Source organism: Nocardiopsis listeri NBRC 13360 (assembly GCF_001570765.1).
GTDB lineage: Bacteria > Actinomycetota > Actinomycetes > Streptosporangiales > Streptosporangiaceae > Nocardiopsis > Nocardiopsis listeri.
The window spans coordinates 21,534-41,559 of record NZ_BCSH01000046.1; the positions used below are offsets into that span (position 1 = coordinate 21,534).

Below are 20,026 nucleotides of genomic sequence, written 5' to 3' on the forward strand. Positions count from 1 at the left end.
GCGGTGGTCGGGTCAGCCGTGGTGTTCCACGCTCGAACCGGCGGCGCTCTTGCGCACGGTCAACCGCGTGGTCACCCGTCGGCGCAGGTCCGCGACGTGGCTCACCACACCCACGGCCCGGCCGCCGTCGCGCAGCCGGTCCAGCACGTCCAAGACCTCTTCCAAGGTGTCCTCGTCCAGGGTCCCGAACCCCTCATCGACGAACAGGGTGTCGATCTCGGTGCCGCCGGCCTCCGCGGTGGCCACGTCGCCCAACCCCAGGGCCAGCGCCAACGAGCTGAAGAAGGTCTCTCCGCCCGACAACGTCGCCGGATCGCGTTCCACCCCGGTCCAGGAGTCCACCACACGCATGCCCAGACCACCCGCGGAACGGGCCCGACCGTCTCCGGCGGCCTTGTCGACGGTGTAGCGCAGTTCGTAACGGCCGTCCGACATGGTCAGTAGTCGGTCGTTGGCGGCCGCCACCACCTGCTCCAGTCGGGCCGCCAAGACGTAGGCGGACAACCGCACGCTGTCGGTGTTGTCCGGGGACGTGCCCGCGGCCAGGGTGCTCAGCCCCTGCGCGATCGCGTAGCGGCGCAGCACCGGCTCCGAACCCGCCATCCGGTCGGCCAGCTCGGTGCGCAGAGCGGCCAACCGGCGTGCCCGGTCGGCGAACATGCCCTGCCAGGTCAGGACACGTTCGGCGGCGTGCTCGGTGGTGGCGGCCACGGTCTCCAACGCGAGCAGGTCCGGTGGCTCCTGCTGCGCGGCGGCCACGAGTTCGGGATCGGCCAGGCGTTCCTGGACCGCCGCCCATTGGTCGTCGAAGTCACGAGCGCGACGGCGTAGATCCCGGCGGTCCCGATCCTCCAACGCGGCCTCCAGGACCTCGGCCTCGTCGGTGAACCCGGCATCGGACCTGGCCTCCTCGGCCTCGGCCTCGGCGGCGAGCAGCTCCTCGGCGGCCCGCGCGCGCTGGTCCATCGCCTCGGCGGTCCCGCGCAACAGGTCGGCCTCACCGGTCAGTCGCGCGATGCGTTCGGGCAGGCCGACGTCGTCTCCGCGGGCCTCGTCCAGCAGGATGGTGAGTCGTTCGTGTTCTGCCTCAGCGCCTTCCCGACGAGTGCGGAACTCGCCCTCCTGCCGGCCCAACACGCCCACACGTTCCTCGGTGTGCCGCAGTTCCTCGCGCAGCTGGGCCAGTTCCTGTTCCAGACGCTTGCGCTCACCGGCGGCGGCGCGCGCCTCGGTCAGCCGGGTCCGCTCGGCCACGACCTCCTCGTCCGCGCGCGCGACGGTGCGGCCCTCGGCGACCCGGGCCTCGGTCTCCAGCCGGCCCCGCAGCCGCACCACCGTGCTCTCGGCCGTCGACCGCTCCGTCGCGGCACGCTCCGCGGTGACCTGGGCCTCCTTCTCCTCGTCGGCGGAGACCAGACCCTCCTCACTCGGAACCGCGGGGGAGGGATGTTCGGTCGACCCGCACACCGAGCACGCCGACCCCCGCGCCAGGTCGGTGGCGAGCTCGGCCGCCATCTGTCGGATCCGTCGCTCCCGCAGGTCCTGTGCGTGGTCCCGGGCCCGCTGAGCGGTGTCCACGGCCACGTGCCGGCTCTCCTGCGCCCGCTCCAGTTCCACGGTGAGCCGTTCGTGCTCCACCGCGGCCAGACGACGTTTCTCCGCCAGCGTCAGCGCGTCCTGGGCGACCTCCACCAGCCCGGCGCGTTCGCGAACCTGCTCCAGCTCCCGCTCGACCGTGGCCACCCGGTCCGGCAGTACCCGGGCGCGTTCCTCGGCCCGCTCGGTCTCGGAGCGGACCCCGGTCAGACGCCGCTCCAGGTCGGCCAGTTCCCCGCGCAGTGCCCGGCGGCGTTCGGCGTCACCACGCAGCAGCTCCAACCGGGCCAGCTCGTCGCGTCGCCCCCGCTCGGCGGTGCGCAAGGCCTCCGCGCCGGTCGAGGTGGTCACGTCCAGGTCGGGCAGGCCCGCCACCAGTGACAACCGGTCGGTGAGGGCCAGTTCCGCCTTGTCCAACTCGGTGCGGCGATGGTCACGTGCGCGCAGGAACGGCAGCACGGCGTCGGTGCGCTCCGCGGCGATCAGGCGTTCCTCGGAACGGGTGCGCCAGGGCCGGTGTCCCTCCAGCAGCGCGCTTCGCTCCCGGGCCTGGTCGAGCCGGGTACGCCGGTCCCGCAGCGAGCGCCCGTCGGCCAGCGCCTGTCGGGCCCGGTCCCGGGCGAGCGTGAACTCACCGGTGAGCGGCTCGGCGTCCCGAACGGTCGCGGCGGTGACCACGGCCAGCTCGGTGGCCCAGGCCCTCAACTCGGCCGGGTCCGATTCCTGTGGCATGGTGGAGCGGCCCACCTCGGCGATCCGACCGGCGACCTCGCGTACCCGTTCCTCGGCCGAACGCACCTCGCGTTCGAGCCTGCGAGTGTGTCCGCCCAGCCATTCCTCCACGTCCCGGAAGACCCGGGTGTTGAAGATCCGCTCCAGGGACTTGCGGCGGTCGTCCGACTTGGCCCGTAGGAACTGGGCGAAGTCGCCCTGGGGCAGCATGACGATCTGGCAGAACTGGGTGAGGGTGAGCCCCACCTGGTCGCCGATGAACTGCCCGGCCTCGTCCGGGCGGGTGGTGACCGGCTGCCACGTTCCCGCCAACAACTCCTGGACCACCACCTTCTGGTTCTGGGTGACGGTGCCGGTGCCGCGCTTCTTGGGACGCTCCCAACGGGGCTTGCGGTCGATCCGGATCCGGCGCCCCCGGATGGTGAACTCCAAGGTCACCTCCGGCTCCAGGTCCGGTGGCGCGTGGTCGCTCTTGGGAGAGCGATCCTTGCTGCGGGCCCCGGGCACGCTTCCGTACAGCGCGAAACAGACAGCGTCCAGCACGGAGGTCTTGCCGGCCCCGGTGGGACCATGGATGAGGAAGAGCCCGCCTTGACCGAGACGGTCGAAGTCCACACGTTCGGTACCGGCGAAGGGGCCGAACGCGGTCATGGTGAGATCGTGCAGGCGCATCAGTTGATCCCTTCCTGGAGCCGGACCTCTTCGACGGCCCGGTCCACGAGCGCGCGCTCGTCCGGGGTGGCGGGTGTGCCGCGGGCCCATTCGACGAAGTCCGCGACCACGTCGCGTTCGGGGCGTTCGGCGATCGCGCCGGTGACGGGTCGCCGATCGGGGGCACCGCCCTCGGGGGCGAACTCCAACAACAGGGCGTGGGGGAACCGCTCGCGCAGCCGTTCCATGGGCCGGGCCGGTCGACGCGGGTCGGTGAGGGTGACCTGTAGCCAGTGGCCGGTGTAACGCTCCCAGTCGGTGCCGGTGAGCAGGTCGTCGAGGCGCCCACGGATCCGGGCGAGAGGGCGCGGCACCGGGGCGTCCACGAACTCGGCCCCGGCGAACCCGTCGGTGTCCAACTCCACCACCCAGCAGCCCTTGCGGTGGTGTTCCTCGGAGAAGGAGTAGGCCAACGGGCTGCCGGGGTAACGCACGGTGGGGGTGATGGTCTGTCGGCCGTGCAGGTGGCCCAGAGCGACGTAGTCGACCCCGTCGTAGATCGAGGCGGGCACGTGCGAGGCACCGCCCACGGAGATGTCGCGTTCGCTGTCGGAGCCCTCGCCGCCGGTGACGAAGGCGTGCGAGAGCACCACCGAACGGGTGCCGGGGCGCTCGTCCAGGTCGGCCCGGATCAGCCCCATGGCGTGTCCGATCACCGCGGGGTGCCCACGCTCGGTCAGGTCCCAGTGGTGCCGGGCGATCTCCGGTTCCAGGTAGGGGATGCCGTAGAAGGCGACCGGTCCGTGCTCGTCGTCGATGACCACCGGTTCGCCCACGCCCTCCAAGGAACTGCGCAGGTGGATCCCGGCGGCGTCGATGAGGTCGGTGGCGAAGGCCATGCGGGTGAGGGAGTCGTGGTTGCCGCTGATCAGCACGGCGCGCGCCCCGGTCGCGCGGATCCGTCCCAACGCCCGGTCGAACAGGCGCACGGCGTCCACCGGTGGCAGGGCGCGGTCGTAGAGGTCCCCGGCGACCACGACCACGTCGATCCGTTCGGCGTGGATGGTGTCGACGAGGTGGTCAAGGAACGCGGCCTGGGCGTCGATGAGGTTCTCCCGGTGGAAGGAGCGACCCAGGTGCCAGTCCGATGTGTGCAGCAGGCGCATGGAACTGGACATTACCCAAGTAGTGGGTGTCCCCGCCCGGGGAACCGGTGACCCTGTGGACGACCCACACCGGGTCACCGGTCGGGGTCACAGCTTTCGAGCCAGGGTGAGCCCGTCACCGAGGGGGAGCAGGACCTGGGAGACCCGGTCGTCGGACACCAACCGGTCGTTGAAGTCGCGGATGCCCTGCACGTGGGGCGCGGTCTGCTCGGGGTCGATCACCCGTCCGTGGGAGAGGGTGTTGTCGGCCAGGAGCAGTCCGCCGGGGCGGACTCGCGGGACCAGTTCCTCCCAGTAATCGATGTATCCGGTCTTGTCCGCGTCCAGGAACGCCAGGTCGAACCGGGTGTCCTCGGGCAGGGCGCGCAGGGACTCCAAGGCCGGTCCGATCCGCAGCTCGATCTTGTCGGAGACCCCGGCACGCTCCCAGTAGCGGCGGGCCACCGACGTCCACTCCTCGCTGATGTCCAGCGCCAGGAGAGTGCCGTCGTCGGGCAACCCGCGGGCGAAACAGATGGAGGAGTAACCGGTGAAGGTGCCGATCTCCACCACGTTCCGGGCCCCGGACAACCGGGTGAGCAGGGTGGTGAACACACCCTGCTCGGGTCCGATCTGCATGCCCTTGCGGTCGGGGAAGAGCCGGGCGGTCTCCTCGGAGAGGTCCGCGAGGACCGGGTCGATCGGGTCGCTGTGGGCGACGATGTAGGAGTGCAGTTCCGGGGTGAGGCCTTCTGAGGTTCGAGTCACGTTCGCAACCCTAGAACCCCGTCCCCGCCCGGGCCAGGACCACGGGAGGGAGCGCTGACACGGGTCAGCGCTCCGTTGGGTCGGTGGTGGGTGACGGGCGGGCGTAGACGACGATGCCGTGTTGTTCGAAGCCCGAAGCATCTGCGAAGGCCCCGAACACGGGCCGAAGCGCCGGCGGAGGCCCAGAACAAGCACGGTCTAGTGCTGGGGGAGCAGGGTGGGCCAGTCGAAGAGGTAGATCGACCCGACGACGACGCCGATGGTGAGCAGCGGGGTGACGACCTTCTTCTCCACGGGACCGTCGGTGACGAAACCGCGTCCCTGTCCGATGCGCTTCTTCCAGAACGGCCAGAAGATCGGGACGCCCATCTTGGTGATCATGTCGCCGAAGAAGTGCAGGATCACGCCGAAGGCGACCGCCAGGCCGAGCCAGGTGTAGTTCAGGCCGGCCGCGTACAGGCCCAGGGTGATCGCCGCGGTGCCCAAGGCGTTGATGATTCCCGACGCCGCCCGGTTCTTGTCCAGGCCGAAACCCAGCCCCTGGAGCGCGATACCGATGAGCAGGAACACGAACACCTGGACGGCCAGTTCCGACCACAGGGCCAGGCAGGTGACCAGGACACCCATCAACGCGGCGAAGAAGAAGGAATGCGTTCCCATCCGGTGTCCGCCGAAGGCCCAGTTCAGAATGTCACTGAGGACTTCGGTGACCTTCCCGTAGGTCTTGGTCACCGTCGCGCTCTTGTGGTCCACGTCGGGCAGTAGGGCCGCCCCCGCGCACACCAAGGATCCGGCGACGATCTCACCCGGGCCCAGTTCGAAACTGAGACCGAGGAATTCCTTGCCTTGGACGAGCGGAACGACCGCCATCCAACCGACCACGCCGCTCAGTGCGTGAGAGTGCCCCATCATGGCGGGAACCGTAGCGGAAGTCCTCTATTCGCCGCGAATCGACGTTCTGGTTTCGGTCGACCGATGAGGGCCCTTTCGTCACTCCGGTCCCGCGAAACGACCCTGATTCTCGCCGTAGGAGTCGAATGTGTTGCGATATCCCGCCTCACCTCGGAGATGATTGACGCTGATCACAACCTGTTGGTAGACAACCAACCACCCCCAGGTGGCCAGGCCACCACCCCACGATGAACCGACAGGGGCCGTCATGACACAGCACCCACCTCCCACCGGCGCCCTTCTTCGCCGGACGCTGGCCTCCACCGGCGCGCTGATCCTGCTCGGGGGGCTGGCCGCGGTACCCGCGGCGGCCGAAGAGACCGACGCGAACACCCTCACCGTGGCCATCTCCCAGCAGGTGGACTCGTTCAACCCCTTCACGGCGCAGCTGGCCGTCACCACCAACATCCTCAGACACGTCTACGACAGCATCGTGACGGTCGACCCGGAGACCAACGAGCCCGCGCCCTCCCTCGCGGAGAGCTGGGACACCTCCGGTGATGGCCTGACCTGGACCTTCAACCTCCGTGACGACGTCTTCTTCACCGACGGCGAGCAGCTCACCGCCGACGACGTCGCGTGGACCTTCACCACCATCATGGAGAACGACGCCGCGGCCATCGCCTCGGGCAACTACGTCGCCGGGTTCGAGGAGGTCACCGCCGAGGACGACCAGACCGTGGTCATCGAACTCGACGAGCCCCAGGCCACCATGACCGCGCTCAACGTCCCGATCGTGCCCCGGCACGTGTGGGAACCGATCGTGGAGGAGGAGGGCGATGCCTTCTCCGACTACGCCGGCGACGACTTTCCCACGGTCGGCAGCGGACCCTTCGCCCTCACCGAGCACTCCCGGGGGGAGCACATCCGTCTGGAGGCCAACCCCGACCACTGGCGCGGCCCGGCCGGCTTCGATGAGCTGTACTTCCGTTACTACTCCGAGAAGGACGCCGCCGTCGAGGCGCTGCGCAGCGGCGAGGTCTCCTTCGTCTACGAACTGACCGACGCTCAGGTCACCTCCCTGGAGGCGACCGACGACATCGCGGTCAACATCGCCGACGGCAAGCGGTTCCAGGCCTTCACTATCAACCCGGGCGCGAAGACCCAGGACGGTGAGGCGTTCGGCGATGGACATCCCGCGCTCCAGGACCGGACCCTGCGCCAGGCCATCGTCATGGGCATCGACAACGAGGAGATCGTCCAGCAGGGCGCCAATGGCCAGGCCGTCGCGGCCGGCGGCTACGTCCCGCCGCGCTACACCGACTTCCACTGGTCGCCCGAGGGCGAGGAGGCCATCCTCGACTTCGACCCGGACGCCGCCAACGAGATGCTCGACGAGGCCGGCTACGACAGGGGCGAGGACGGGGTGCGTGTCTCACCCGACGGAGACCGCCTCGAACTGCGCATGCACGTGCACTCCGACCGCCCGGACAACGTCCAGGCCGGACAGGTCATCGCCGAGCGCCTCGCCGACATCGGTATCGAGATCGACAACCGGACCGTCGACCCGGGCATCCTGAGCGACGCCCTCTACGACGCCGAGTACGACCTCATCTTCACGGGGTGGACGGTCAACCCCGATCCCGACTACGTGTTCAGCATCCACACCTGCGACGCTCTGCCGACCGAACCGGGCACCATGCAGGGCGACGCCTACTTCTGCGATGAGGACTACGACGAGCTCTACGAGGCGCAGCTGAGCGAGTACGACCACGAGGCCCGCGCCGAGATCGTCCACCAGATGCAGGAGATCCTCTACGAGGAGGCCGTGGTCAACGTCCTGGCCTACCCGAACATCATGGAGGCCTACCGGACCGACCACATCGAGAGCATCCGGCTGGAGCCGACCGAGGGCGGCAACATCTGGGGCCAGGACGGCTACTGGGCCTGGTGGTCCGCCCAACCCGCGGAAGGCGGATCCGACGCGAACGGCGGCGGGATCTCCACCGGCGTGGGCATCGGTATCGGCGTCGTGGTCCTCGTCCTGCTCGCCGGTGGCGCGTTCCTGTTCTTCCGCAACCGTTCCACCGTGGAGGACCGCGAGTGACGACCACGCCCATCGAGGCGGACGGACCGGACGGGGCGGGGGCCGGCGAACTCCCCGCCCCGGCGCCCCCGGGTGGAGGGCACCGGGCACGGCGGGTGATCACCTACGTGTTCGGCCGCCTGATGACCGCGGTCGTGTCCCTGTTCGCCGTGATCGTCGCCGGGTTCTTCCTCTTCCGGATCCTGCCCGGCGATCCCGTCCGCGCCATGACGGAGGGACGCGAGGTCACCGCCGAACAACGGGCGGAGCTGCGCCGCCAGTTCGGCCTCGACCAGCCCCTGTGGCGGCAGTTCCTCGACTACGCCGAAGGGCTGCTCCACCTCGACCTGGGCGTGTCATTCCAGTACCGCGAACCGGTCGTCGACCTCATCCTGGAACGACTGGGGCCGACCATCCTGCTCGCCGGCACCGGCACGGTCATCGCCGCGCTGCTCGGTCTGTTCCTGGGGTCGCGCGCCGGCTGGAACCCGGGCGGGCGCGGCGACCGGGTCAACACCGCCGTCGCGCTGTTCTTCTGGTCGGTGCCCACCTTCTGGCTCGGCCTGCTCCTCATCGTCCTGCTGGCCTCCGGCCGCGGCTTCATGCCCGGCCTGTTCCCGACCGGCGGCATGGTCGACCCGGGACTGACCGGCCCACTGGAACGGGCGCTGAGCACCGCCCAGCACATGGTCCTTCCGGTCACCACGATGGTGGCGGTGGTCTACGCCCAGTACCTGATGATCATGCGCTCCTCCCTCATGGACGAGAAGGGGGCGGACTACCTGACCACCGCCCGCGCCAAGGGGCTGCGCGACGTCCTGGTCAGGCGCAGGCACGCGGTGCCCAACGCGCTGCTGCCCACCGTCACCCTCATCTTCCTCAACCTCGGACAGGTCGTGTCCGGGGTGATCCTGGTGGAGACGGTCTTCTCCTGGCCCGGCCTCGGCCAACTCTTCTACTCCGGCCTGGAAGTCCCCGACCTCGGCCTAGTCCAAGGGCTGTTCGTGGTCTTCGCGGCCTCGGTGATCCTCATGAACCTCTTGGCCGACCTGGTGTATCCGCTGCTCGACCCCCGGGTGCGCCCATGAGCGCCCCCACCGAACCCACGCCCGGCACGGCGGTCTCGCCCCGAGCCCTGGCCCGGAAACGACGTGCTGAGGCCCTGGGCCGGTTCGCCCGCGACTACGCGCGCAACCGCGCCGGACTGTTCGGCCTGGCCTCGCTGCTCACGATCGGCGTGCTCGCCCTGACCGCGCCCCTGTTCGTGGACCAGGCGCACTTGACCATCACCGGCGCGCCCGGTGACGGCCACCAGCCGCCCAGCGCGGAGTTCCCGCTGGGCACCGACAACTTCGGCCGTTCGATCCTGGACCTGATCATCTGGGGCGCACGCGTGTCTTTGACGGTCGGTCTGCTGGCCACGTTCGTCTCCGTCACCCTAGGCACCCTGGCCGGGATCACCGCCGGTCACTTCGGCTCCTCCGGCGGAGTGGGCGGCCGGGTGGTCTCGTCGGTGATCATGCGCGTCACCGACTGGTTCCTGGTACTGCCCACCCTGGTCCTGGCGGTGGCCCTGGCCGCGGTGCTGCCGCGCGGCACCGGCACTATCGTCCTCGCGATCGGGCTCACCGTCTGGCCGCCCACCGCACGACTGGTGCGTGCCCAGACACTGGCGGTGGAGGCCCGACCCTACGTGGAACGCGCCCGTGCCCTGGGCGGCGGTCACGCCCACGTCATGGGCTGGCACGTGCTGCCGAACGTGATGCCTGTGGTGCTCGCCCAGACCACGCTGTTGGTGGCGACCTCGATCATCGCCGAGTCCACCCTCGCCTTCCTGGGGATGGGCGACCCCACCACCATCTCCTGGGGTGGCATCCTCCAGGCCGCACGCACCTCAGGGGCGATCAGCGCCGGGATCTGGTGGTACATCGTCCCGCCCGGGCTGGCCATCGCCGTGGTCGCGCTGTCCTTCACCCTGTGCGGGCGCGCGGTCGAGTCCGTCATCAACCCACGTCTGAGGGGCGGAGCCGGGTGAGCGGCCTTCTCGACGTCCGGGACCTGCGCGTCACCTACGCTACCGGCGGGGGCGGGATCCCCGCGGTGCGCGGCGTGAACCTGTCCCTGGACCGCGGTGACACCCTCGGTGTGGCGGGGGAGTCCGGCAGCGGCAAGTCCACCGTGGCCCTGGCGTTGCTGCGCCTGCTTCCGTCCACCGCGCGTGTCACCGGGGACGTCCTGTTGGAGGGCGAGAACGTCCTGGAGATGAAGTGGGGACGCCTGCGCGCCGTGCGCTGGGTCGGCGCCTCGGTGGTCTTCCAGGGGGCCATGCACTCCCTCAACCCGGTCAAGCGGATCGGCGATCAGGTCGCCGAACCCCTCCTGCTGCATCGGACCGTGAAACCGGACCGGGTCGGTGCCCGGGTCACCGAACTCCTCGAACAGGTGGGCCTGCCCGCCTCCCGCGCCCAGGACCACCCCCACCGACTGTCCGGGGGACAACGCCAGCGGGTGATGATCGCGATGGCGCTGGCCTGTGAGCCGCGTCTGATCATCGCCGACGAGGCCACCACCGCGCTGGACGTCATGATCCAGGCGCAGATCCTCGCGTTGCTGCGCGGGCTGGTCGAGGAGACCGGCATCGGCATGCTGATGATCAGCCACGACCTGTCCGTGCTGGCCGCCACCTGTGACCGGGTCGCGGTCATGTACGCCGGTCGGATCGTGGAGGAGGGCCCGGCGCGAGACGTGGTGCATCGGCCCGCCCACCCGTACGCGAGCGCGCTCAGCGCAGCCTTTCCCAAGATCGGAGACCCCGCCTCCCGACTGGCCCCACGCGGCCTGCCGGGTGACCCGCCCGACCCGGCCGACCCGCCGTCGGGCTGCGTCTTCCGACCGCGCTGCGCGGTGGCCGAGTCGGTGTGCGCCACCGTGGACCCACCACTGTGGCCGGTCCATTCCGGCGCCGACGGGCACGCCGACCGGCACGCGGCGTGCGTGCACGTGGGACCGGGATCGCCCTCGAAGGAGAGCGAGAGCGTCGACCCGACCGGGGAGACCAGCACAGAGGAGACGAGCCGTTGAGCGCCGACACCGCCCCCCGCCCGCCCTCCGCCGACGCCGAGGCGCGGACACCGCCCATCCTGCGGGCCGACTCCGTGGAGGTGGCCTTCACCGCCGGGTTCGCCCCCGGCGGTGGACGGGGCACCGCCCGTGCGGTGGACGGCGTTCACCTGGACGTGGCGCCGGGGGAGATCGTGGCCCTGGTCGGGGAGTCCGGCTGTGGCAAGACCACCCTGGCCCGCACGCTCCTCGGGTTGGAACGGCCCACCGCCGGCCGGGTGTTGTTCGAGGGGGATCCGCTGCGCTACCGCTCCCGTGACCTGCGGTCCTACCGGCGTCGGGTGCAGCTCGTGCAGCAGGACCCGATGGGTTCGCTGAACCCGAGGCGCACCGTGTACGAGTCGGTGGTCGAGGGGCTTCGTGTTCACGAGGGGACCACGGTCGACGAGCTGGAACGAGTGGAACGCGCGCTGTCCCACGCCGGTCTGCGCCCGCCCGAACGCTTCCTCTCGCGCTATCCGCACGAGTTGTCGGGAGGCCAGCGCCAGCGCGTGGTGATCGCCGGCGCCCTGATCCTGGAGCCCGAGGTGCTGGTGGCCGACGAACCGGTGGCGTCCCTGGACGCCTCGGTGCGCGGCGAGATCCTGCGACTGCTGTTGGAGCTGCGCGACGAACTGGGGTTGTCCGCCCTGGTGGCCACACACGACCTCGGTCTGGCCTGGAACATCGCCGACCGGGTGGCCGTGATGTACCTGGGCCGGGTGGTGGAACTGGGCACGGTGGAGGAGGTGCTGTCCTCGCCCGCGCACCCGTACACGCGCGCCCTGCTGTCGGTGCTGCCCGACTCCGGTGTGGCGGAGGGGCCGGTGGTGCTCAGCGGTGAGCCACCGGACCCCGAGCATGTGCCCTCGGGGTGCCGTTTCCACCCGCGCTGTCCGGTCCTGGCCTCCGGGGAGGCCGAGCGGGCGGGGGTGGCCGACCGGTGCGTGAGCGTGGACCCGGCGATCCTGAGCGGCGGGGCCGAGCGTCGCGTGGCCTGCCACTGGGCGGCCGCCGACGAGTCCGGTCGCCTGCCCGAGCGGTCCACCTGACCCACTGGACCGCTGACCGTGGACGTCTCCGGGATTCGGGGTTCCACACCTTGTCCCCTGACCGGTTGCGGCCGGGGGAGAGCGCGCCGAGACGGAACAGCGTTGTGGTGGGGGCCGTTGGCATGGGCATGGCGACCACGAAGAACACCACGAACGAGCCTTCGACCTCGGGACCCGGAACCGCCCCACCGCCCCCGCCCGTGTTCACCGATCGCGACTTCTGGCACGGGTCGGAGCTGGATGTGGGCGCCTACCTGGACCGGCTCGGTCTGTCCGGTGACCTGCCGCCCACCCTGCACACCCTGACCGCGGTGCACCGCGCCCACCTGGCCGCGATCCCCTTCGAGAACCTCCGGTTACTGCTCGACCGCCCGATCCCGCTGGACGTGCCGTCGCTGACGGACAAGATGGTCCACCACCACCGGGGCGGTTACTGCTACGAACAGAACCTGCTGCTGGCCGCGGCCCTGGACCGGCTCGGGTTCACGCTCACCGCGTTCAGCGCACGGGTCCTGGCGGGCGGCGACGGGCGGCCCCGCCCCTCCACCCACGCCCTGCTGAAGGTGGAACAGGACGGCTCGCCGTGGCTGGTGGACGTCGGTTTCGGCGGCGGAGGGCTGCTGGAGCCCTTCCCCTTCGTGGACGGACACCAGACCTCCCAGGACGGTTGGGACCTGCGTCTGGACCGGATCTCGGAGGTGGGGGAGGAAGAGTGGCTGCTGCGTTCCTTCGACGGGAAGGAGTGGCGGAACCTGTACTCCTTCACCACGGCCGGGAACCTGCCGCAGGACTACGCGATCTTCAGCCACTACCTCACCACCCACCCGCGTTCGCCGTTCCGGAGTCGGATGATGGCCGCACGGACCATCGGCGGTACCCGGTACTCCCTGACCGACACGACCCTGACGGTGGAGCGGGTCGGTAGGGACCGGAAGGACTCGGGCGTCGGGCCGGAACAGGAGGTGCGCGAGTTGCGGGTGGAGGAGCTGGGAGAGGTGTTGCGCGAGGTCTTCGACATCCGTCTTGACCAGGGAGAACGCGGTGCGGTCGAGGAACGGGTGCGCGGCTTCCTTGGTGTGTGACTCACATCACATTTCATGTGTGCGGGGGCGGAAGCCGAGGCCTCCTACGCGAGAAGTGTGTGGCAGGCGGGTGTGCCGACGAGGTGTCGGTCCACTCGTCGGCCTTCCCCGAACCGGTTGGGGTGATCGCACATGTTCACCGTCGCGGCGCTGCGGGCAGGACCCTTGAGGTGCCACTCCGAGGGAGTCAACCCATGCCGCACATGACCACGGAAGACGTTCACGAGTACGTCAACGGGATCTGTTTCAAGACCGGCCCTCCCGGCAAGGTCGGGGCCGAGACCGAATGGCTGGTCACCGACCCCGAACGACCCACCGCACCCGTCACCATCGAACACCTCGCGGAGCTCGTGGAGGCCTGCGGCCCCCCGCCCGCGGGAAGCCGGATCACCTTCGAACCGGGCGGCCAGATCGAGCTCAGCTCACCGGTGTCGCCGGGGCCGGCCCAGACCCACGAGGCTCTCTCGGTCGACCTGCGGCACATCGAGAAGGCCCTCGCGGGCGCCGGACTGCACCTGGCCGAGACCGCGCTCGATCCCGTACGACCGCCCGAACGACAGCTCCGATCTCCTCGTTACACGGCGATGGAGCATTTCTTCGACCGGCACCGCCATGCCAGTGGCCGCACCATGATGTGCAGCTCCGCTTCCATCCAGGTGTGCCTGGACAACGGAGCCGACGCCGCCGACGTCCGCGGGCGCTGGCGGTTCCTGCACCGTCTCGGCCCCGTCCTGGTCGCCGCCTTCGCCAACTCGGCCGTCTGGCGAGGCCGTCCCACCGGCTGGAAGTCCTCCCGGTGGGCCATCTGGGCGGCCGCCGACGCCACCCGAACCCGGCCCGTGCTGGAACCCGGCGCAGGCACCGACGCCGACCCGGCCACGGCCTGGGCCGAGTACGCCCTGAACGCGAGGGTGATGTCCATCTCCGAGTTCCCGGGCGGAGGAGGCACCTGGACCGCCGATCCCGGGATCACCCTGGCCGACTGGATCGACGGGCGGGGGCCGCGCCCGGTGACCCCCACCGACCTGGAATTCCACCTGAGCACCCTGTTCCCACCCATACGCCCTCGAGGCTGGTGGGAACTGCGCATGATCGACACCGTGCCCCTGCGCTGGTGGCCGGTGCCGGTGGCGCTCGCCGCCGCCCTGACCGACGACCCACGGGCCAGGGCCACCGCCGAGGAGGCCGCCGAGCGCCTGTGCCAGGGAACCGCTCCCACACCCGCGCTGTGGTTGCGCTCCGCCCGGCTGGGCCCTGAGGACGCCGAGGTCGCCGCGTGCGCGCGGACCTGCTTCGACGCCGCCACGGAGGCCCTGCCCCGCATGGGCGCGGTCGCGCTGGCCGCACTCGTCGACGAATACGCCGACCACTACGTCCGGCGAGGACTGTGCCCCGCCGACACCGCTCTGCAGGTGCCCGCAGCGCGACCCGCCGACTCGGCGGCCACCGCGCGCCGGAGCCTCGCCCACCGTGGAGGTTCGTCATGAGCCTGGAACAGGAACGCGCCAAGGAACGCATCGCCGCCGAACTCGACCGCAGCAGGAGGTACAGCAACGAACTGACCATCGAAGCGCTCGACGAGGCCGAACTGCTCGCACAGCACTCTCCGTTGATGTCGCCCCTGGTCTGGGACCTGGCGCATGTCGGTAACTACGAGGAGCAGTGGCTGCTCCGGGCCGCCGGTCGCCGCGAGGCACTGCGCCCGGACATCGACGGCCTCTACGACGCCTTCGAGAACCCGCGCGCGGAGCGGGTCACCTTGCCGCTGCTGCGTCCGGACGAGGCGAGCGAGTACAACTCGCGGGTGCGGAGGGAGGTCCTCGATACCCTGGACGGCGCCGACTTGTCCGGGGCCCCGCCGACGTCCGGGCCGGCCGCTCCCTCGGAGCACTCCCTGCTGGAGGCGGGTTTCATCTTCCACATGGTCATCCAGCACGAGTTCATGCACGGAGAGACCATGCTCGCCACCCACCAGTTGCGTCGTGGTGCTCCCGTCCTGCTCGAGGAAGCACCCGCACTCGCGTCGGTGGTTGCGCCGGCGTCCCGGGAGGTCCTGGTCCCGGGCGGCCCCTTCACCCTGGGTACCGACGACGACCCGTGGTCCTTCGACAACGAACGCCCCGCGCGTACGGTCGACCTGCCCGCGTTCTGGATCGACACCACCCCCGTGAGCAACGCCGCCTACCAGGAGTTCATCGCCGATGGCGGCTACCTCGATCCCCGCTGGTGGAGCCGGGAGGGCTGGGAGTGGCGAACGCGGCGGGAGGTTGTGGCCCCGGCCTTTTGGGCCTTGGAGAACGGTCTCTGGACCCGACGCCGCTTCGGCCGCCATGAGCACGTACCGCCGAACGAGCCCGTCCAGCACGTGAGCTTCCACGAGGCCGAGGCCTATGCGCGCTGGGCCGGCAAGAGGCTGCCCACCGAGGCGGAGTGGGAGAAGGCGGCCCGGTACGACCCCGCCACCGGGCGCTCCCACCGCTTCCCCTGGGGCGACGCCGATCCCGAACCGCGCCACGCCAACCTCGGTCGACGCAGGCTCGGTCCCACGCCTGTGGGGTCCGGCCCCGACGGTGCCTCCGCGCTGGGGGTGCGTCAGCTCATCGGGGACGTGTGGGAGTGGACCTCCACCACCTTCTACGGCTACCCGGGTTTCCACGCCTTCCCCTACGCGGAGTACTCGGAGGTCTTCTTCGACGACGGCTACAAGGTGCTGCGAGGGGGCTCCTGGGCCACCCACCCCACCGCCGTGCGCTCCACCTTCCGCAACTGGGACCATCCGATCCGACGGCAGATCTTCAGCGGCTTCCGTTGCGCACGTGACGTGGACCGCGCCTGATGTGCCGTCATCTCGCCTACCTGGGACCACCGCGCACGCTGCACGAGCTGTTGTACGCACCGCCCCACTCGTTGTTCGTCCAGTCCTGGGCGCCCCGCCACCAACGGCACGGCACCGTCAACGCCGACGGGTTCGGTGTCGGTTGGTATCCGCCGGGGTTCGGGACGGAGGAGACCGAAGAACCCGCGCCGCCCTTGCGCTACCGGAGGGCCATGCCGATCTGGGGTGACTCCTCCTTCGCCGACGTGGCCCGCGCCGTCACCTCCGGGTGCGTGGTCGCGGCCGTACGCGACGCCACCATCGGTTTCGGATCCGAGGAATCCGGTGCCCAGCCCTTCCGGGCGGAGCACCTGCTGTTCAGCCACAACGGGGCCGTCAAGGACGATGAGGCGGTGGCCGCCGCACTCGGTGCCCCGCTGCCCCGCGGGGCGCTGGACGCCCGATCCCCGGTGGACTCGGCCCCGCTGTTCGCGCACACGCTGCGGCTGTGGCGGGCCTCCGGCGACCTGCCGGGGACCCTGGCCGCCGTGGTGCGCCAGGCCCGCGAACACTCCGAGGGCCGTTACAACCTGCTGGTCGGGGACGGCTCGGCGATCGTCGGCACGGCCGCCGGGGACACCCTGTTCACCCTGCGTCGGCCAGGGCGTGCGGAGGGGGAAGGCGACGAGGTCTTCCTGGCCTCCGAGCCCTTCGACGACGGACGCGGCTGGCGGGAAGTCCCCGATGAGTCCGTGGTGGTCGCCACCCGGGAACACACCGACATCCGGCCACTCGGCTGACGGGTACGGGAAATAGGAGGCAGCATGTTCCGGATCGACAGAAACCTCACCGCGGACGACCTCGACAAGGCGTTGCGCGCCGACGTCGCCGAAGGTCTCACCACCCACCCCAAACGGCTCCCGCCCAAGTGGTTCTACGACGAACACGGCAGTTCCCTGTTCGAGGACATCACCCGGCTGCCCGAGTACTACCCGACCCGCGCCGAACGCGGCATCCTCGAACGGCGCTCCGACGAGATCGCCCAAAGCGCCGACGCCGTCACCCTCATCGAGCTCGGATCCGGCTCGGGGGTCAAGACCAGGCTGCTGCTCGACGCCCTGCGCCGCCACGGCTCCCTGAAACGCTTCGTACCCGTCGACGTCAGCGGTGACTTCCTCGCCGACTCCGCCCGGCGCGTCGCCGACGACCACCCCGACCTGGACGTACACGCCGTGGTCGGTGACTTCGAACACCACCTCGGTCTGCTGCCGGTCAACGACCACGACGGGCGTCGTCTGCTGGCCGTCCTGGGCTCCACCATCGGCAACCAGGCGCCCGCCGAACGCGCCGGGTTCCTGCGCGACGTGCGCGGCGCCCTCGACCCGGGCGACACGCTCCTGCTCGGCGCCGACCTGGTCAAGGACCCGGCGCGCCTGGTCGCCGCCTACGACGACGCCCAGGGCGTCACCGCGGCCTTCGATCGCAACGTCCTGTCGGTGATCAATCGGCGACTGGGCGGGGACTTCGACCCGACGGCCTTCGACCACCTGGCCGTGTGGAACGCCGAACACGAGTGGATCGAGATGCGTCTGCGCGCCCGTTCCCACCAGCGAGTCCGGGTGGTCGACCTCGACCTGGAGGTCGACTTCGCGCCCGGAGAGGAGATGCGCACCGAGATCTCCGCCAAGTTCCGTCGCGAAGGGCTCACCGAGGAACTGGACTCCGCCGGTTTCACCCTCACCCACTGGTGGACCGACCCGGCCGGGGACTTCTCCCTCAACCTGTCCACCGCCCGCTGAACCACCCGGCGACCGCGCACCGCGCCGACACCGCGCTACGGCCCCGGCACCTGGACTCCGGTACGCTCGTCCCGTGTTCAAGGTAGGAGTTTTCGGCGCCGATGGGCGCATGGGGTCAGAGGTCGTCAAAGCGGTTCAGGCCGCCGACGACATGGAACTCGTCGCGGGCGTGGACGCCGGCGACGATCGTGACGCGGTGCTGGGGGCCGACTACGTCGTCGATTTCACCCACCCCGACGTGGTGATGGACAACCTTCGGTGGTTGATCGACAACGGCGTCCACGCCGTCGTCGGCACCAGCGGCTTCGACGAGACGAAGCTGGCGAGCGTCCGCGAGATGCAGGCCGCGAAACCGGGTGCGAAGGTGCTCATCGCCCCCAACTTCGGCATCGCCGCGGTGCTGATGATGCACTTCGCGAAGAAGGCCGCGCCCTACTTCGACTCCACCGAGATCATCGAGCTGCACCACCCGAACAAGGCCGACGCGCCCAGCGGTACGGCCTACCGGACCGCCGAGCTGGTCGCCGAGGCCCGCCGCGAGGCCGGCACCGCGCCGATGCCGGACGCCACCACCTCCGAGATCCCGGGTGCCCGCGGCGCCGACGTGGAGGGTGTCCGCGTCCACGCGCTGCGCGTCCAGGGTCTGATCGCCCACCAGGAAGTGGTCTTCGGCACCGACGGCGAGACCTTGAAGATCCGCCACGACTCGATGAACCGCACCTCGTTCATGCCGGGTGTCCTGCTCGGCGTACGCCGAGCGGCGGACCTGCCCGACCCCCTGACGCTGGGCTTGGAGCCCCTCCTGGGCCTGGAGTAGTCACAGCCGTTCCGATGGGGGCCGCCCGGTGGGCGGCCCCCATCACGTGTTCAGGCGCCGCGCCGAGTCCCGCAGTCCCGGTTTCCCGAAGAGCCCCTCGGGTAGTATCAATATTGATACTTTCGGTGCGTGGCCGGCATCGACAAGATTCTTGCGGGGATGAGAAATCAGCCCACATCGGTCAGGGTCTCGGACCTGGCGAGGGTATGCGAACACTTCTTCGGTGCCCCTCGGAGACGAGGCACCTCGCATCAGGTGTACAAGATGCCCTGGCCGGGTGACCCCAGGGTGAACATCCAGGACGACCGGGGAAAGGCCAAGGCCTACCAGGTGCGCCAGGTACTCGTGGCCATCGAGAGGTTGGAGGGATACCGGTGAACGGAGCAGAGCACTACGCCTATCGGGTCCGTTGGTCCGCTGAGGACGAGGCCTTCGTGGGGACGGTGGCCGAGTTCCCCTCGCTCTCCTGGGTCGAACCCACCGGAGGTGAGGCATTCGACGGCATCAGGAGGCTCGCCGCCGACACCATCGAAGACATGGTGGAATCGGGTGAGGAACCTCCCCGGCCCATCGCGGAGCGTGACTACTCGGGCAAGTTCCAGGTGCGTGTTCCACCGGAGCTGCATCGACGGTTGGTGATCGAGGCGGCCGAACAGAACGTCTCGCTGAACCGTCTGGCCGCGTTGCGCCTGGCCGCCTGTCCCGGTACCGCGGACTCCGTTTCCGCCACCTGACCCCGAAGGAGTGCGGGGCCGCCCGGTGGACGGCCCCCATCACGTGTTCAGGCGCCGCGGCGGCAGGTGTAGAAGAGCTGGACCTCGGGTCGGGCGTCGGGGTCCTTCGGCTCGAAGGTGACCACGCGCTCGTCCTCGATGATCAGACCGGCGTTGGTGACCACCTCGCGCAGCTCGTCGCGGGGATATCCCGACACGCGGATCGCCGAACCAAGGAACGGGATCGGTTCGTCGTCGAGGTCGGACTCCACCATGGACAGGCACAGCAGACCGCCCGGGGCCAGGGAGGCGCGCACGCGGCCCAGGGCCAGGGGAATGCGGTCCTTGGGCAGGCACAGCAGCGAGAAGAACGCCACGATGGCGTCGTAGGAGGTCTCGACCGGGTCCAGGTCCATGATGTCGGCCTGGCGGAACTCGGCCCCCGGAACGTTCTCGCGGGCCAGCTCCAGCATGCGTTCGGAGATCTCGAAGCCGGTCACCCGGGCGCCGGCGTTGACCAGCTGCAGAGCGGTCGGCAATCCGGTGCCCGAACCCAGGTCCAGGACGTGCGCCCCTTGGGGGAGGGAGTCCAGTAGTCGACGGACGCAGTCCTCCTGGCCCTCCTTGTTCGGGAACGCCTCCTCGTAGCGTTCCCCGATGGCGTCGAAGGCCTCGGCCTGCTCAGCGCGTCGTTCGGCCCACGCTACGGGGTCCGGGGCGAGGTCACGTTGGTCTGTGTGGTCACTCGGCACGGCGGTGGTCTCTCCCTGGTGATGCGGG

General features: G+C 70.1%; 17 protein-coding genes. 12 read left to right on the forward strand and 5 right to left on the reverse strand.

Going from position 1 to position 20,026, the window contains the following annotated elements:
• Positions 1-12: 12 nt before the first annotated feature.
• The 4 genes from NLI01S_RS15180 to NLI01S_RS15195 all read right to left on the reverse strand — a co-directional run bounded on the left by NLI01S_RS15180 (position 13) and on the right by NLI01S_RS15195 (position 5,804).
• The gene (locus NLI01S_RS15180) at positions 13-3,000 is read right to left on the reverse strand and encodes an AAA family ATPase (protein ID WP_067604895.1); all 2,988 of its coding nucleotides are present in this window, start codon (positions 2,998-3,000) and stop codon (positions 13-15) included.
• Positions 3,000-4,157 (reverse strand): exonuclease SbcCD subunit D, encoded by a 1,158-nt coding sequence (locus NLI01S_RS15185; protein ID WP_067604897.1) that lies wholly within the window; start codon positions 4,155-4,157, stop codon positions 3,000-3,002. The genes NLI01S_RS15180 and NLI01S_RS15185 overlap by 1 nt, the downstream gene beginning before the upstream one ends.
• A gap of 75 nt (positions 4,158-4,232) precedes the next feature.
• Positions 4,233-4,892 (reverse strand): O-methyltransferase, encoded by a 660-nt coding sequence (locus NLI01S_RS15190; RefSeq protein ID WP_067604899.1) that lies wholly within the window; start codon positions 4,890-4,892, stop codon positions 4,233-4,235.
• Between the two features lie 198 nt (positions 4,893-5,090).
• On the reverse strand, positions 5,091-5,804 hold the full coding sequence (locus tag NLI01S_RS15195) for a metal-dependent hydrolase (protein ID WP_084392618.1): 714 nt from the start codon (positions 5,802-5,804) through the stop codon (positions 5,091-5,093).
• 247 nt (positions 5,805-6,051) lie between these two features.
• Here NLI01S_RS15195 and NLI01S_RS15200 point away from each other — a divergent pair, with 247 nt between their 5' ends.
• From NLI01S_RS15200 to NLI01S_RS15260, 12 genes are all read left to right on the forward strand, one after another.
• Positions 6,052-7,890 (forward strand): ABC transporter substrate-binding protein, encoded by a 1,839-nt coding sequence (locus tag NLI01S_RS15200; RefSeq protein ID WP_067604902.1) that lies wholly within the window; start codon positions 6,052-6,054, stop codon positions 7,888-7,890.
• Positions 7,887-8,957 (forward strand): ABC transporter permease, encoded by a 1,071-nt coding sequence (locus tag NLI01S_RS15205; RefSeq protein ID WP_067604904.1) that lies wholly within the window; start codon positions 7,887-7,889, stop codon positions 8,955-8,957. Before NLI01S_RS15200 ends, NLI01S_RS15205 begins: the two co-directional genes overlap by 4 nt.
• Positions 8,954-9,904, forward strand: a complete 951-nt coding sequence (locus tag NLI01S_RS15210; protein WP_067604906.1) for an ABC transporter permease — start codon at positions 8,954-8,956, stop codon at positions 9,902-9,904. The genes NLI01S_RS15205 and NLI01S_RS15210 overlap by 4 nt, the downstream gene beginning before the upstream one ends.
• On the forward strand, positions 9,901-10,950 hold the full coding sequence (locus NLI01S_RS15215; protein WP_067604908.1) for an ABC transporter ATP-binding protein: 1,050 nt from the start codon (positions 9,901-9,903) through the stop codon (positions 10,948-10,950). Before NLI01S_RS15210 ends, NLI01S_RS15215 begins: the two co-directional genes overlap by 4 nt.
• Complete coding sequence (locus tag NLI01S_RS15220; protein WP_067604910.1) at positions 10,947-12,020, forward strand: ABC transporter ATP-binding protein; 1,074 nt, start codon at positions 10,947-10,949, stop codon at positions 12,018-12,020. The genes NLI01S_RS15215 and NLI01S_RS15220 overlap by 4 nt, the downstream gene beginning before the upstream one ends.
• A gap of 128 nt (positions 12,021-12,148) precedes the next feature.
• Positions 12,149-13,102, forward strand: coding sequence for an arylamine N-acetyltransferase family protein (locus tag NLI01S_RS15225; RefSeq protein ID WP_067604975.1), 954 nt, complete (start codon positions 12,149-12,151; stop codon positions 13,100-13,102).
• 194 nt (positions 13,103-13,296) lie between these two features.
• The gene (egtA, locus tag NLI01S_RS15230; protein WP_067604912.1) at positions 13,297-14,589 is read left to right on the forward strand and encodes an ergothioneine biosynthesis glutamate--cysteine ligase EgtA; all 1,293 of its coding nucleotides are present in this window, start codon (positions 13,297-13,299) and stop codon (positions 14,587-14,589) included.
• Positions 14,586-15,938: an ergothioneine biosynthesis protein EgtB gene (gene egtB / locus NLI01S_RS15235; RefSeq protein WP_067604914.1), complete on the forward strand. Its 1,353-nt coding sequence runs from the start codon at positions 14,586-14,588 to the stop codon at positions 15,936-15,938. Before egtA ends, egtB begins: the two co-directional genes overlap by 4 nt.
• The gene (gene egtC, locus NLI01S_RS15240; protein WP_067604916.1) at positions 15,938-16,717 is read left to right on the forward strand and encodes an ergothioneine biosynthesis protein EgtC; all 780 of its coding nucleotides are present in this window, start codon (positions 15,938-15,940) and stop codon (positions 16,715-16,717) included. Before egtB ends, egtC begins: the two co-directional genes overlap by 1 nt.
• A gap of 24 nt (positions 16,718-16,741) precedes the next feature.
• Complete coding sequence (gene egtD, locus NLI01S_RS15245) at positions 16,742-17,716, forward strand: L-histidine N(alpha)-methyltransferase (RefSeq protein ID WP_067604918.1); 975 nt, start codon at positions 16,742-16,744, stop codon at positions 17,714-17,716.
• Positions 17,717-17,789: 73 nt separating this feature from the next.
• The gene (gene dapB / locus NLI01S_RS15250) at positions 17,790-18,533 is read left to right on the forward strand and encodes a 4-hydroxy-tetrahydrodipicolinate reductase (RefSeq protein WP_084392620.1); all 744 of its coding nucleotides are present in this window, start codon (positions 17,790-17,792) and stop codon (positions 18,531-18,533) included.
• 374 nt (positions 18,534-18,907) lie between these two features.
• Positions 18,908-19,267 (forward strand): type II toxin-antitoxin system HicB family antitoxin, encoded by a 360-nt coding sequence (locus NLI01S_RS15260; protein ID WP_067604921.1) that lies wholly within the window; start codon positions 18,908-18,910, stop codon positions 19,265-19,267.
• 47 nt (positions 19,268-19,314) lie between these two features.
• Here the strand turns inward: NLI01S_RS15260 and NLI01S_RS15265 are convergent, their stop codons facing one another.
• Positions 19,315-19,998: a class I SAM-dependent DNA methyltransferase gene (locus tag NLI01S_RS15265; RefSeq protein ID WP_067604924.1), complete on the reverse strand. Its 684-nt coding sequence runs from the start codon at positions 19,996-19,998 to the stop codon at positions 19,315-19,317.
• Between the last annotated feature and the right edge of the window lie 28 nt (positions 19,999-20,026).